Below are 13,651 nucleotides of genomic sequence, written 5' to 3'. Positions count from 1 at the left end.
GTACAAACCCAAGTTACGCCCTATTCGACGAGCGCGGCGGCTGCCTGTAGATGCTTGATAGCGTCGCCGACAATGGTCTGGACCAGCTCCGCGCACGACGGCAGATCCTCGATGATCCCGGCGACCTGCCCGGAGGCCAGCACCCCCGCCTCGGTGTTGCCCTCGACCAGGCCGGCCTTCAGCAGCATCGGCGTGTTGGCCGCCATCAGGACCTGCGCCCAGGTGAGATCCTTGCCGTGGCGCATGGCCAGGCCATCGCGGATCATCGCCGTCCAGGTCATCTGCGACATCTTCTTGAACTTGGCCGCGTTGCGGACCGCGGCGGCGAAACCCCTTACCGGCGAGCCACTCTCGAGCTTCTCGACGAGTTCGGTCCGCAGCACTCGGTGCGGCATTCCGTCTACCCGGGTGGAGACCACGGTGCCGTCGAGGGCGGCCTTCAGGTAGCGCTGCTTGATCTCCTCGGGCACCGTCGAGTCCGACGTCAGCAGGAACCGGGTGCCCATCGCCACGCCGGCGGCGCCATAGGACAGCGCCGCGGCCAGCCCGCGGCCGTCGAAGAACCCACCCGCGGCGACCACTGGGATGTCCACGGCGTCGAGCACCGAGGGGAGTAGCAGCGTGGTAGCGACCGGGCCGGTGTGCCCGCCGCCCTCGCCACCCTGCACGATCACCGCGTCGGCACCCCAGCCGGCCACCTTGCGGGCGTGCTTGGCTGCACCGACGGACGGAATCACCACGGAGCCGGCTTCTTTGAGGCGTGCGATCAATTCCTGCTTCGGGGCCAGCGCGAACGAGGCAACCTTGACGCCTTCGCGGATCATCAGGTCCACCCGGTCCCCGGCGTCGGCCGCGTCGGCGCGGATGTTGACCCCGAAGGGCCGGTCGGTGGTGGCCTTGACCTTGCCGATCGCCCTCGCGAGCTCATCGATGGTCATTGTGGCCGAGGCCAGGATACCCAGGCCGCCGGCGTTGGACGTCGCCGACACCAGCCGTGCCCCGGCGACCCAGCCCATTCCGGTCTGTACGACCGGGTGCTCGATGCCGACCAGCTCGGTCAGCGGGGTCCGCAACCTCATACCTTGACTTCCTTGTCGCGCAAGCCCTTCGGATCGATCCGCTCGCGGATGAGGGTAAGTTCTTCCTCGGTCGCCAGGCGGGAGGTCTGCGCCTCGCCCAGGCCGTGCACTTCGAACGAGGTGTTCTCCACGACCTGCTCCGGATCGACACCGGGGTGCAGCGACACCGCCCGCATCTGGTGGTCAGGTCCGTTGAAGTCGAACACTCCGAGGTTGGTCACCACGCGGTAGACATTCACGAAGCGGTAAGCGGGGTTGTCCGGATCTACCTTGTCCCAGCCGATCCCAGAGACGATGTCGACGGCATCGCCGAATACCCGCTTGGAGTGATTGCCGACCCAGTAACTGGTGGCGTGGTTGATCGTGTTGCCCGGTGCGCCGCGCACACCGAACATCTGTCGGGTCGGATGTTGTAGCGGGCCGAAGGCCGACAGGTTCTGGTTGCCGTAGCGGTCGATCTGGTTGGCGCCCATCACGACATGGCGCCGGCCCCAGGCGAGCGTTTCGAAGACGCGCCCGAACGGCATCCAGCCCTCGATCGCGGCGGGAGCGCCGATGGCGGGGGTGTCGGCGATCAGCCGGGCCTCGCCGTCGGTGAGCACGATGTCGGGGGAGAAGGTCAGCCGGGCCAGCCGGGCGCCGATCGACACGATCGTCGTCATCGGGCTGACCATGATCTCGCCGGCCTCGCGGAACAGTTCGGCGCAGGCGACGGCGCACACCTCGGCACGGGTCACGGAGATCATGCTCGGTCCTCCTTGAACTTGCGTACGGCGGCTTGATAATCAGCCTCGCTGCCCGACAGGTAGGTCGAGACGAACTCTGCCCAGGTGTCTTCGGACGCCGCGGCTTCGGCATAGTGGCGCTGGAACTTCTCATCGCGGCGGTAATCAGGCTCGGCGGTGGTGAAGTGTGCGCCGTTGGGGGCCTCGACGACGGTGTCGACCATCATCCGGTTGATCAGCAGGGCTTGCGGTGGAACGGATTTCACCAGCTCTTCGGTGGTCACCACCTTCTCTACTGACAGCAGGCGCTGCTGCGCCGACATCAGGAACAGGTCATCGAAGTACGGATCGATCCCGGTATAGGCGGCATTGCCCTGGGCATCACCAAGATTCAGGTGTACCAAAGCGACGTCGAGGTTCAGCGCCGGCATGGCGATGAGCTCTTCGAAACCACCACCGGTCAGGTAGGGGGACTTCACGGTCTTGAGCTCGTCACCCCAGAACGCCCGCACGTCACTGCCCAACCCGGCACGGATGGGCAGGAACGGCAGCCGCTGGGCGGCGGCCTGTAAGCCACAGCGCAACATGCCTTCGTCCATCTCGCGCGCCTCGATCGCGCCCGTCGTGCGGGCCTTGGCGAACCATGGGTCGTAGAACGGCGGTGAGTCCAGCGACACGAAGCCGTAATACACCCGCTTGACCTTGCCTGCCGAGCAGAGCAGCCCGATGTCGGGTCCGCCGTAGCTGACCACCGTCAGGTCGGTGACGTCGGTACGCAGCAGCGCCCGCACCAAGGCCATCGGCTTGCGCCGGGATCCCCAGCCGCCGACGCCGATCGTCATGCCGCTCTCGATCTCGGCGACCGCCTCGTCGAGTGTCGTTCGCTTGTCTACCACTGTTCCCCCTGACGCTTCGCTCCGGCCAGCCGAGTCATTTCGACCCCTTCTCGGTGCCGGCGAAGGCATCGCGGTGCTCGTCGGCGACCCCGGAGAGGTTCAGCTCGAAGGTGAATCCCTGTTCCATGCGGTAGCTGGAGTTGACCCGCTGCACGTCGATCAGGTTCAGCGCCTCCTTGGCGGCACGGATCACCCGGGTGTCCTTGGTCGCGATGTCGCGGGCCACCCGAAGGGCGGCCTCGTCGAGCTCGGCACGCGGGACCACCTCGTGCACGGAACCGAAGTGGTGCAGGGTTGCGGCGTCCACCGTCGCCGCGGTGTAGAACAGCCGGCGCATCATGTGCTGGGGGACCAGCCGGGACAGATGGGTGGCCGCACCCAGTGCGCCGCGCTCGACCTCGGGCAGGCCGAACTTCGCGTCGTCGGAGGCGACGATCACGTCGGCGTTGCCGACCAGGCCGATGCCGCCGCCCACGCAGAAGCCGTTGACGGCGGCGACCACGGGGACCGCGCACTCGTAGACGGCCCGGAAGGCCTCGAAGCAGCCGCGGTTGGCGTCGATCAGCGCGGTGAAGCCCTCGGTCTTCTGCATTTCCTTGATGTCCACGCCGGCGTTGAACCCGCGGCCCTCGGCCCGCAGGATCACCACGTGGGTGGTCAGGTCCCGGCCGGCGGCGGTGATGATGTCGGCCAGTTCGAACCAGCCTCGGGACGGGATTGCATTGACGGGCGGGTAGTCGACGGTGACGGCGACGATGCCGGGTTCGACGGTGCTGGACGTGATGGTCATTGGCTCTTCCTGAATGGGGGCGAATACCTAAGCAAGCACTTGCTTGGTACGCTAGCACAGTGATCGAGGCCGCTGACACTCCCGCTGCTGTCAACCTGGGCCTACACGGCCGTGTGGTGCTGGTGACCGGTGGTGTGCGCGGGGTGGGTGCGGGAATCAGCGCGGTCTTCGCCGAGCAGGGCGCCACCGTCGTCACCTGCGCGCGCCGCGCGGTCGACGGACTGCCGTATGACTTTCACAGCTGCGATGTCCGGGATCCGGACGCCGTCGCCGCCCTCATCGGGTCCATCGTCGACAAGTACGGCCGCCTCGATATCGTGGTGAACAACGCCGGCGGCTCGCCGTATGCACTGGCGGCCGAGGCCTCCCCGAAGTTCCACCAGAAGATCGTCGAGCTCAATCTTCTTGGCATGCTGCATGTCTCGCAGGCGGCCAACGCCGTCATGCAGACCCAGCCGCACGGCGGCTCGATCGTGTCGATCTCGAGCGTGAGCGCGGGCCGGCCCTCGCCGGGTACCGCGGCCTACAGTGCGGCCAAGGCCGGGGTGGAAAGCCTGACCACCACGCTGGCGGTGGAGTGGGCACCCAAGGTCCGCGTCAACGCGCTCGTGGTCGGCATGGTCGAAACCGAGCAGGCCGAATTGTTCTACGGCGACGCCGAGTCGCAGGCCGCCGTCGCGGCCACCGTGCCGCTGGGGCGGCTGGCCAAACCGGCCGACATCGGCTGGGCGGCAGCGTTTCTGGCCTCCGACCTGGCCGCGTACATCAGTGGAGCCAAGGTGGCGGTGCACGGCGGCGGAGAGCCGCCCGCCTATCTGTCCGCCTCGAATGCCAACAAGTAAGGAGACACGGGAATGGGTTTGCTCGACGGCCGGGTGGTCATCGTCACGGGTGCTGGTGGCGGCATCGGGCGCGCGCACGCACTGGCGTTCGCCGCTGAGGGCGCGCGGGTGGTGGTCAACGACATCGGCGTCGGGCTGGACGGCTCGCCTGCCGGCGGCGGCAGTGCCGCGCAGTCGGTGGTCGACGAGATCGCCGCGGCCGGTGGCGAAGCCGTCGCCAACGGCTCCAATGTCGCCGACTGGGCCCAGGCCGCCGAGTTGATCCAGACCGCCGTCGACTCCTTCGGCGGGCTCGACGTTCTGGTCAACAATGCCGGCATCGTCCGGGACCGGATGTTCGTGAACGCCACCGAGGACGAGTTCGACGCCGTTACCGCCGTGCATCTCAAGGGACACTTCGCCACCATGAAGCACGCCGGCGCGTACTGGCGCGCGCAGTCCAAGGCAGGCAATGCCGTGGACGCTCGCATCATCAACACCAGCTCCGGTGCCGGTCTGCAGGGCAGTGTCGGGCAAGCGACCTACAGCGCGTCCAAGGCGGGGATCGCCGCCTTGACCCTGGTGGCCGCCGCTGAGATGGGCCGCTTCGGCGTGACGGTCAACGCGATCGCCCCGTCAGCGCGTACCCGGATGACCGAGACAGTCTTTGCGGACATGATGGCCACGCAGGACAACGATTTCGACGCCATGGCCCCGGAGAACATCTCGCCGCTGGTGGTCTGGCTCGGCAGTGTAGAGGCCAAGGATGTCACCGGACGGGTGTTCGAGGTCGAGGGCGGCATCATCCGGGTCGCCGAGGGCTGGGCCCGTGGCGCGGAGGCCGACAAGGGCGCCCGGTGGGATCCGGCCGAGCTCGGCCCGGTCGTCGGCGATCTGCTGGCCGAGTCCCGGACACCGCTGCCGGTCTTCGGCGCTTAGTTTCCACACAACCGCGAGCCTGTAACTGTCGCGACGGTTACCCGGACTTTTGCTCGATAAGAACAGTCTGGGCGAAGTCGTGACAGTTGGAGCGGATTAGCGACTCACGACAACATGTGACAGCTCGGACACCCCGTCAAGGTGCCCCATTTACGGGTCGCAGATCACGATCGGAATGACCCGGTCGGTCCAGGACTTGTAGTCTTCGAAACCCGAGTAGAACGCGGTCATCTTGGGCCAGTACTCGGCGCGCTCTTCTTCGGTGGCGTCGCGCGCCGTCAACTCGAGCACCTCGTCCTTGATCTGGACTTTCACCTTAGGGTTCGCCTTGAGGTTGAGGTACCACAGTGGGTGCTTGTCGCTGCCGCCCTGGGAAGCGACCAGCACAATCCGATTGCCTTCGCGCAGGAACAGCAGTGGCGCGACCCGCGGCTCACCGCTCTTGCGTCCGATGGTCGTCAGCAGCGCCACCGGCGCGCCTTCGAGGAAACTGCCGCCAATCTTGCCCTTGCTGGCTGTGTAGACCGCGGTCTGCGCTTTTGACATCCACTTGATGATGAATTTCGTCGTCGGTGTGTCGAGGCCCTTGGGGCGCGGTTTAGGCAAGAAAGCTCCTCGGGCTAGCGCTTGATGAACGGGCGGATGTGGGCCCGGATGTGATGGATCTTGCCATCGGCGACGGGGATCAGGAACGTCTCGTCGACGTGCGCGCACACCCGGCGGCCACCCAGCGAGGGTTTGGTGATGACATCGAATCGGGCCCGGATCTCGTCACCGCTGACGGTGAACTCCGGTGCGGTCGTGGTCTCGATGATCCGGTACTGGGGTCCGCGATTAAGGCTGCGGCGCAGGTGATCTCCAGAGAAGCCGGTCTTGAGGCCCACTTCGATACGGGTGCACCCGGGCGCGAACGGCACGTGGTCCGCCCGGTGGCTGGCCAGCGCGCTGATATAGGCCTGCGCCGCCGCGATCCGGGTGTCATCCGAAACAGGTTGGGTCACCGCTCGGTTTTCCCCAAGTCGCTGCGCTCCTGCCCGCCGGTCACTAGATCCGCTCGATGATGGTGCCGCTCGACAGCGCGCCGCCGGCACACATGGTGATCAGCGCGGTGCTCTGGTCGGTGCGCTCCAACTCGTGCAGCGCGGTGGTGATCAACCGGCTGCCGGTGCTGCCGACGGGGTGGCCCAGCGCGATGGCGCCGCCGTTGACGTTGACCTTCTCCATATCGGCGTCGTGGACCTGGGCCCAGGACAGGACCACCGATGCGAACGCCTCGTTGATCTCCACCAGGTCGATGTCGCCCAGCTTCATGCCGGCCTTCTCCAGCACGCGGGCGGTGGACTGCACCGGCCCGTCGAGGTGGTAGTAGGTCTCTGCGCCGACGAGGGCCTGGCTGATGATGCGGGCACGCGGCCGCAGCCCCAGGGCCCTGGCCTTGTCTTCGTCCATCCACAGCACCGCCGCGGCGCCATCGGAGATCTGCGAGGAGGTGCCCGCGGTGTGGCTTGCGCCTTCCATCACCGGCTTGAGCCCGGCCAGCCCCTCCAGGGTCGTCTCGCGCAGCCCCTGGTCCCGGCTGACCAGGTGGCGTTCCTCGGTGGGGCGCTTGTTCTCGTCGATCACCGGGGCCTCGATCGGGGAGATCTCCCGGTCGAAGCGGTGCTGGTCCCACGCCCGCTTGGCGCGTTGCTGGGACAGCAGCCCCAGTCCATCGAGGTCGGCACGGGTGATACCGCGCCGCTTGGCGATGCGCTCGGCGGCGGTGAACTGGTCGGGCATGTCGATGTCCCACGATGCGGCGCGGATCAGCGAGCGGTCCGGTCCGGCGTTGGCGCCCAAGCCGACCCGGCTCATAGCTTCGATGCCGCAGGCAATGCCGACGTCGATCGCGCCGGTGGCGATCAGACCGGCGATCAGGTGGTTGGCCTGCTGGGCGCTGCCGCACTGGCAGTCGACGGTGGTGGCACCGACCTGCTCGGGCAACCCCGCGGTCAGCCACGCCACCCGGGTGATGTTGTTGGACTGCTCGCCGTACTGGGTGACACACCCGCCGATGACCTGCTCGACCTCGGCTGGGTCGATGCCGGCCTTCTCGACCACGGCCCGCTGGACCGCACCCAACAACTCGGTGGCATGAAGACCGGACAGCCAGCCGCCCCGCTTACCGATCGGGCTGCGGGTGGCTTCGACGATGACAGGATTACCCATGCGGTCAGGCTAGAACACGTTTCATTACTCTGACAAGCGAGGATGCCACAGTGCCTTTTGTCTGCGGTGAAGCCATGTTTTACTGGCACTAGAACACGTCATATTTGAGGAGCGCGCGATCATGCCAACCCCCAACCTGCCGCACGGCTTCGATTTCCTGGATCCGGACCGGAATCTGCAAAAGCTGCCGGTCGAAGAACTGGCCGAGCTGCGCAAAGTCGCGCCGATTTGGTGGTGCGAGCAGCCTATCGGAAAGGGCGGGTTCAACGACGGCGGTTACTGGGTCGTCACCAAGCACAAGGACGTCAAAGAGGTCTCGCGCCGCAACGACGTTTTCTCGAGCTGGGAGAACGGCGCCATCCCGCAGTTCGCGGACGACATGTCGCGCGAGGACATCGACCTGCAGCGCTTCGTCATGCTCAACATGGACGGTGAGCACCACGACCGGCTCCGCCGGATCATCTCCAAGGGCTTCACCCCGCGCGCGATCGGCCGGTTGCAGGACGAGCTCAACGAGCGCGCCCAGGCCATCGCCAAGGCCGCTTCCGCGGAGGGCACCGGCGACTTCGTCGAGCAGGTCTCCTGCGAGCTTCCGCTGCAGGCGATCGCCGGTTTGCTGGGTGTCCCGCAGGAAGACCGCGAGAAGCTGTTCCGTTGGTCCAACGAAATGACCGGTGGCGAGGATCCCGAGTTCGCGCACGTCGACCCCAAGCAGTCGTCGATGGAAGTGTTGGCCTACGCGATGCACATGGCGGGGGTCAAAACCGAGAACCCCGGCGAGGACATCGTGACCGCACTGGTCAACGCCGACATCGACGGCGAGAAGCTCTCCGAGGACGAGTTCGGATTCTTCGTGATGATGCTGGCGGTCGCCGGTAACGAGACCACCCGCAACTCGATCACCCACGGGATGGTTGCCTTCGCCAACAATCCCGATCAGTGGGAGCTCTACAAGAAGGACCGGCCCGAGACCGCCGCCGACGAGATCGTCCGCTGGGCGACTCCGGTCACCGCGTTCCAGCGCACCGCCACCGAGGACGTCGAGCTGGGTGGCGTGACCATCAAGAAGGGCCAGCGGGTGGCGATGTTCTACCGGTCGGCCAACTTCGACGAAGAGGTGTTCGAGGATCCGCACAGCTTCAACATCCTGCGCAACCCCAACCCTCACGTCGGGTTCGGTGGGACCGGGGTGCACTATTGCGTCGGCGCCAACCTGGCCAAGATGACGATCAACCTGATGTTCAACGCGATTGCTGACCACATGCCCGATCTCACCCCGATCGGGAACCCGGAACGGCTACGTTCGGGGTGGCTCAACGGCATCAAGCACTGGCAGGTCGACTACACCGGAAAGACGCCCGCAGCACTCTAGACAACAACACAAGGAGGACTCGGGTGGATTTCACTCCCGACCCGGAGCAGCAGGCTGTCGCCGATGTGGTGACGTCCGTGCTGGATCGCGACAACAGCTGGGAGGCATTGGTTTCCGGGGGTGTGGCAGCCCTCGGCGTGCCGGAGCGGCTCGGAGGTGACGGGGTCGGGTTGCCGGAGATTACGACGGCGCTGACCGAGATCGGCCGGCACGGCACCATCTCCCCGGCGCTGGCGACCCTGGGCCTGGGCTTGCTTCCGCTGCTCGACCTGGCGTCTGAGGCGCAGCAGGATCGCTTCCTCAGCGGTGTTGCCAAGGGCGCGATCCTGTCTGCGGCGCTCAACGAGCCCGGCGCCTCGCTGCCGGACCGGCCGGCGACCAAGCTGGCGAACGGCAAGCTCAGCGGCACCAAGGTCGCGGTTCCCTACGCCGAGCAGGCCGCCTGGCTGGTCGTCACCACCGACAGCGGTGTTGTGGTGGTCTCGCCGAGCGCCGACGGTGTCCGGCTGACCAAGACCCCCGCCTCGACTGGCGGCGAGGAATACGCGGTCACCTTCACCGACGTGGCCGTTGACCCCGACGCCGTGCTGGACGGTGCCACCCCGCACCGGGTCAACCAGTTGGCACTGGCCGCGATCGGCGCGTTCGCGGCGGGCGTGGTGGCCGGGGCGCTGAAGCTCACGGCCAACTATGTGGCCAACCGCCAGCAGTTCGGCCGCCCGCTGTCGACGTTCCAGACGGTGGCTGCCCAGCTGGCCGAGGTCTACATCGCCTCGCGCACACTTGCTTTGGCGTCGAACTCGGTGATCTGGCGGCTTTCCGAAGGCCGGGACGCCGACGATGATCTCGACGTGCTGGGCTACTGGCTGTCGTCGCAGGCGCCACCGGTGATGCAGACCTGTCATCACCTCCACGGCGGTATGGGGATGGACATCACCTACCCGATGCACCGCTACTACTCCACGATCAAGGACCTCACCCGCCTGCTGGGTGGACCGTCGTATCGACTCGACCTGGTGGGAGCGCAATGTTCATCGAACTGACCCCCGAGCAGCGGCAGCTGCAAGCCGAAATGCGGCAGTATTTCTCGAATCTCATCTCGCCCGAGGAGCGGGCGGAGATGGAGGTCGACCGGCATGGCAAGGCCTACCGCGCGATCATCAAGCGGATGGGCTCCGACGGCAAGCTCGGGGTGGGCTGGCCCAAGGAGTTCGGCGGCCACGGATTCGGACCGGTCGAGCAGTCGATCTTCGTCAACGAGGCCGCCCGCGCTGACGTGCCACTGCCCGCGGTCACCCTGCAGACCGTCGGCCCGACTCTGCAGGTGTACGGCACCGAGGCGCAGAAGAAGAAGTTCCTTCCCGCGATCCTGGCTGGTGAGGTGCATTTCGCGATCGGCTACTCCGAACCGGAGGCCGGTACCGACCTGGCGTCGCTGCGGACCTCCGCGGTGCGCCACGGCGATGAGTACATCGTCAACGGGCAGAAGATCTGGACCACCGGCGGCCACGACGCCGACTACGTCTGGCTGGCCTGCCGGACCGACCCGGATGCGGTGAAGCACAAGGGGATCTCGATCCTCATCGTCGACTCGACCGACCCGGGCTACTCATGGACGCCGATCATCCTGTCCGACGGCGCGCACCACACGAACGCGACCTACTACAACGACGTTCGCGTTCCGGTCGACATGGTGGTCGGCGAGGAGAATGCTGGCTGGCGACTGATCACCACCCAGCTCAACCACGAACGGGTGATGCTCGGACCAGCTGGCCGGATCGCCGGCATCTACGACCGGGTGCACGAGTGGGCGTCGAAGCCGGGCGGCAACGGCGTGACGCCGTTGGACCACGACGATGTGCGCCGGTTGCTGGGCGAGATCAAGGCGATCTGGCGGGTCAACGAGCTGCTGAACTGGCAGGTCGCGGCCTCCGGCGAGACCATCGACATCGCGGATGCCGCTGCTACCAAGGTCTTTTCGACCGAGCGGATCCAGCGGATCGGCCGACTGGCCGAGGAGATCGTCGGCAAGTACGGCAACCCGGGCGAGCCCGAGACCGCCGAACTGCTGGAGTGGCTGGACTCGCAGACCAAGCGCAATCTCGTCATCACCTTCGGTGGCGGCGTCAATGAGGTGATGCGCGAACAGGTCGCCGCGTCGGGTCTGAAGGTGCCGAGGGTTCCGCGGTGATGAGCGCTTGCGCGAAGAACAGAAGAGACGGATGAGCGCTTGCGCGAAGAACGGACAACCATGAGTGCCATCGAGGACATTCGCTCGGCCGCGGAGAAGGTGAAGGCCGAGGGCAAGAGCAAGCCGCGCACCGGCCGGCACGAGGTCAACCAGCCGATGATTGACCATTGGCTGGACGCGATCGGCGACCAGAACCCGATCTACGTCGACGAGGCGGCCGCGAAGGCGGCCGGACATCCCGGCATCGTCGCACCGCCCGCCATGATCCAGGTGTGGACCATGATGGGGCTCGGCGGCGTGCGCCCCGACGACGATCCGCTCGGCAAGATCATCGGCTTGTTCGACGAGGCCGGCTACATCGGTGTGGTGGCCACCAACTGCGAACAGACCTACCACCGGTATCTGCGTCCGGGCGAAGAGGTTAGCGTCAGCGCCGAACTCACCGAGGTCATCGGTCCCAAACGCACGGCTCTGGGCGAGGGGTTCTTCATCACCCAGAAGATCACCTGGTCGGTTGGCGACGAAGATGTCGCCGAAATGATGTGGCGCATCATGAAGTTCAAGCCTGCCGAGAAGGCTGAGGCTGTCTCTTCCGTTCCAGACGATTTGGACCCAGCGTTCATGATGCGGCCCGCGCCGTCGAAGGACACCCAGTTTTTCTGGGACGGCGTCAACGCCCACGAGCTGCGCCTGCAGAAGCGCCCGGACGGGACCCTGCAGCATCCGCCGGTGCCAGCCCTGTGGCAGGCAAAGGAATTGACGACCGACTATGTGGTGGCCAGCGGCAACGGAACGGTCTTCAGCTTCGTCGTGCACCACGCGCCCAAGGTGCCCGGTCGCACATTGCCGTTCGTGATCGCGCTCGTCGAACTCGAGGAAGGCGTCCGGATGCTCGGTGAGCTCCGTAACGTCGACCCCGCCAAGGTGGAGATCGGAATGCCGGTTCGGGCAACCTATATCGACTTTCCCGACGGTGACGACGGTCCGGCCTGGACCCTGTATGCGTGGGAGCCGCAAGCATGAGTGCACCAACTGTCGAGGTGGGCACCAAGCTGCCCGAACTGGCGCTCTACGGCGACCCGACGTTCATCGTCTCGACGGCCATCGCCACCCGCGACTACCAGGACGTGCACCACGACCGGGACAAGGCGCAGGCCAAGGGATCCAAGGACATCTTCGTCAACATCCTGACCGACACCGGTCTGGTGCAGCGCTATGTGACCGACTGGGCAGGACCCAACGCCGTTCTCAAGTCGATCGCGCTGCGGCTCGGTGTGCCGTGGTACGCCTACGACACGGTGACGTTCAAAGGTGAGGTGACCGCGGTGGAGGACGGCTTGATCACCGTGAAAGTGGTGGGCAGCAACAGCCTCGGCGACCATGTGATCGCGACGTCGACGCTGACGATCGGAGGAGACGCCTGATGCCCGGTGAGCTGTCGGGGAAGGCGGCGATCGCCGGGATCGGCGCGACGGACTTCTCGAAGGACTCCGGACGCAGCGAGCTGCGGCTGGCCGCCGAGGCGGTGACGGCCGCACTCGACGATGCGGGTCTGACCCCCGCCGATGTCGACGGCATGGTGACGTTCACCATGGATACCAACACCGAGGTGGCCGTGGCACGCGCCACCGGCATCGGTGATCTGAAGTTCTTCTCCAAGATCCACCACGGGGGCGGTGCGGCGTGTGCGACCGTCCAGCAGGCGGCTATCGCAGTGGCCACCGGCGTTGCGGATTGTGTTGTGGCATACCGTGCTTTCAACGAGCGCTCCGGTATGCGGTTCGGCCAGGTGCAGCTGCGGCTGATCCAGGGTGCCGACTCGACCAGCGTGGACAACTCGTTCTCCTACCCGCACGGGCTCTCGACGCCGGCGGCGCAGGTGGCGATGATCGCCAAGCGGTACATGCACTTGTCGGGTGCGACCAGCCGTGACTTCGGTGCCATCTCGGTGGCCGACCGCAAGCACGCGGCCAACAACCCGAAGGCCTACTTCTACGGCAAGCCGATCACCATTGAGGATCACCAGAATTCGCGGTGGATCGCCGAGCCACTGCGACTGCTGGACTGCTGTCAGGAAACCGACGGCGGGGTAGCGATCGTGGTTGTTTCAGCAGAGCGGGCCAAGGATCTCAAGCACCGGCCGGCCGTCATCGAGGCTGCGGCGCAGGGTTCCAGCCCGAACCAGTACTCGATGGTGAGCTACTACCGCCCGGAGCTGGACGGGTTGCCGGAGATGGGTCTGGTCGGCAAGCAGCTGTGGTCGCAGTCGGGGCTCAAGCCGACCGATATCCAGACCGCGATCCTCTATGACCACTTCACACCGTTCACCCTGATCCAGTTGGAGGAGTTGGGATTCTGCGGCTGGGGCGAGGCCAAGGACTTCATCGCCGACGGTGCGATCGAGATCGGCGGGCGGTTGCCGATCAACACCCACGGCGGTCAGCTCGGTGAGGCCTACATCCATGGGATGAACGGCATCGCCGAGGGGGTGCGGCAGCTGCGGGGTACCTCGGTGAATCAGGTGCCGGACGTCGAGCACGTGCTCGTCACCGCCGGCACCGGAGTCCCGACGTCGGGCCTGATCCTGGGTTAGGTCTCTCAACGAACGTAACGCCACGGCGGGAAATCAC

The 13,651-nt window shown here is 66.2% G+C and carries 15 protein-coding genes; 8 read left to right on the top strand and 7 right to left on the bottom strand.

Translation table 11 applies throughout. The features are described from left to right. Positions 1-20: 20 nt before the first annotated feature. Genes ipdC through echA20 form a run of 4 tightly spaced genes read right to left on the bottom strand, consistent with a single transcriptional unit; the run spans position 21 to position 3,490 of the window. Positions 21-1,079 (bottom strand): (3aS,4S,5R,7aS)-5-hydroxy-7a-methyl-1-oxo-octahydro-1H-indene-4-carboxyl-CoA dehydrogenase, encoded by a 1,059-nt coding sequence (gene ipdC, locus ADBZ9K_RS20270; protein ID WP_526623604.1) that lies wholly within the window; start codon positions 1,077-1,079, stop codon positions 21-23. Then, positions 1,076-1,825 (bottom strand): cholesterol ring-cleaving hydrolase subunit IpdB, encoded by a 750-nt coding sequence (gene ipdB / locus ADBZ9K_RS20265; protein WP_526623602.1) that lies wholly within the window; start codon positions 1,823-1,825, stop codon positions 1,076-1,078. The genes ipdC and ipdB overlap by 4 nt, the downstream gene beginning before the upstream one ends. Next, entirely contained in the window at positions 1,822-2,700 is an 879-nt protein-coding gene (gene ipdA / locus ADBZ9K_RS20260) for a cholesterol ring-cleaving hydrolase subunit IpdA (protein ID WP_526623600.1), read from the bottom strand. The genes ipdB and ipdA overlap by 4 nt, the downstream gene beginning before the upstream one ends. Before the next feature lie 34 nt (positions 2,701-2,734). After that, the gene (gene echA20 / locus ADBZ9K_RS20255) at positions 2,735-3,490 is read right to left on the bottom strand and encodes a (7aS)-7a-methyl-1,5-dioxo-2,3,5,6,7,7a-hexahydro-1H-indene-carboxyl-CoA hydrolase (RefSeq protein WP_526623598.1); all 756 of its coding nucleotides are present in this window, start codon (positions 3,488-3,490) and stop codon (positions 2,735-2,737) included. A gap of 23 nt (positions 3,491-3,513) precedes the next feature. Between echA20 and ADBZ9K_RS20250 the strand changes: the two genes are divergently transcribed. Continuing rightward, on the top strand, positions 3,514-4,332 hold the full coding sequence (locus ADBZ9K_RS20250) for an SDR family oxidoreductase (protein WP_526624266.1): 819 nt from the start codon (positions 3,514-3,516) through the stop codon (positions 4,330-4,332). A gap of 12 nt (positions 4,333-4,344) precedes the next feature. Then, positions 4,345-5,250: an SDR family oxidoreductase gene (locus ADBZ9K_RS20245; RefSeq protein ID WP_526623596.1), complete on the top strand. Its 906-nt coding sequence runs from the start codon at positions 4,345-4,347 to the stop codon at positions 5,248-5,250. A 150-nt stretch (positions 5,251-5,400) separates the two neighbouring features. Here the strand turns inward: ADBZ9K_RS20245 and ADBZ9K_RS20240 are convergent, their stop codons facing one another. The 3 genes from ADBZ9K_RS20240 to ADBZ9K_RS20230 are packed head-to-tail and all read right to left on the bottom strand — an operon-like array spanning position 5,401 to position 7,458. Continuing rightward, positions 5,401-5,856: a nitroreductase family deazaflavin-dependent oxidoreductase gene (locus ADBZ9K_RS20240; RefSeq protein WP_526623594.1), complete on the bottom strand. Its 456-nt coding sequence runs from the start codon at positions 5,854-5,856 to the stop codon at positions 5,401-5,403. Between the two features lie 14 nt (positions 5,857-5,870). Then, positions 5,871-6,251 (bottom strand): DUF8021 domain-containing protein, encoded by a 381-nt coding sequence (locus ADBZ9K_RS20235; protein WP_526623592.1) that lies wholly within the window; start codon positions 6,249-6,251, stop codon positions 5,871-5,873. Between the two features lie 43 nt (positions 6,252-6,294). After that, positions 6,295-7,458, bottom strand: coding sequence for a steroid 3-ketoacyl-CoA thiolase (locus ADBZ9K_RS20230; RefSeq protein WP_526623590.1), 1,164 nt, complete (start codon positions 7,456-7,458; stop codon positions 6,295-6,297). Between the two features lie 121 nt (positions 7,459-7,579). On the opposite strand from ADBZ9K_RS20230, the gene ADBZ9K_RS20225 reads away from it, so the two are divergent. Genes ADBZ9K_RS20225 through ltp2 form a run of 6 tightly spaced genes read left to right on the top strand, consistent with a single transcriptional unit; the run spans position 7,580 to position 13,614 of the window. Beyond that, the gene (locus tag ADBZ9K_RS20225) at positions 7,580-8,830 is read left to right on the top strand and encodes a cytochrome P450 (protein WP_526623588.1); all 1,251 of its coding nucleotides are present in this window, start codon (positions 7,580-7,582) and stop codon (positions 8,828-8,830) included. Between the two features lie 23 nt (positions 8,831-8,853). Further along, positions 8,854-9,873, top strand: coding sequence for an acyl-CoA dehydrogenase family protein (locus ADBZ9K_RS20220; protein ID WP_526623586.1), 1,020 nt, complete (start codon positions 8,854-8,856; stop codon positions 9,871-9,873). Continuing rightward, on the top strand, positions 9,858-11,021 hold the full coding sequence (gene fadE29, locus ADBZ9K_RS20215) for an acyl-CoA dehydrogenase FadE29 (RefSeq protein ID WP_526623584.1): 1,164 nt from the start codon (positions 9,858-9,860) through the stop codon (positions 11,019-11,021). The genes ADBZ9K_RS20220 and fadE29 overlap by 16 nt, the downstream gene beginning before the upstream one ends. Before the next feature lie 60 nt (positions 11,022-11,081). Beyond that, positions 11,082-12,044 (top strand): OB-fold domain-containing protein, encoded by a 963-nt coding sequence (locus ADBZ9K_RS20210; protein WP_526623582.1) that lies wholly within the window; start codon positions 11,082-11,084, stop codon positions 12,042-12,044. Continuing rightward, a complete protein-coding gene (locus ADBZ9K_RS20205) occupies positions 12,041-12,445 on the top strand; it encodes a MaoC family dehydratase (RefSeq protein WP_526623580.1) in 405 nt (134 codons plus the stop codon). Before ADBZ9K_RS20210 ends, ADBZ9K_RS20205 begins: the two co-directional genes overlap by 4 nt. Continuing rightward, the gene (ltp2, locus tag ADBZ9K_RS20200; protein WP_167097356.1) at positions 12,445-13,614 is read left to right on the top strand and encodes a 17-hydroxy-3-oxo-4-pregnene-20-carboxyl-CoA lyase; all 1,170 of its coding nucleotides are present in this window, start codon (positions 12,445-12,447) and stop codon (positions 13,612-13,614) included. The genes ADBZ9K_RS20205 and ltp2 overlap by 1 nt, the downstream gene beginning before the upstream one ends. Positions 13,615-13,651: the final 37 nt, after the last annotated feature.

It is taken from the genome of Mycobacterium sp. (genome assembly GCF_965229265.1).
Taxonomy (GTDB): Bacteria; Actinomycetota; Actinomycetes; order Mycobacteriales; family Mycobacteriaceae; genus Mycobacterium.
The sequence above is the reverse complement of the archived record's forward strand: the minus strand, read 5'-3'. Positions and strand labels throughout refer to the sequence as shown.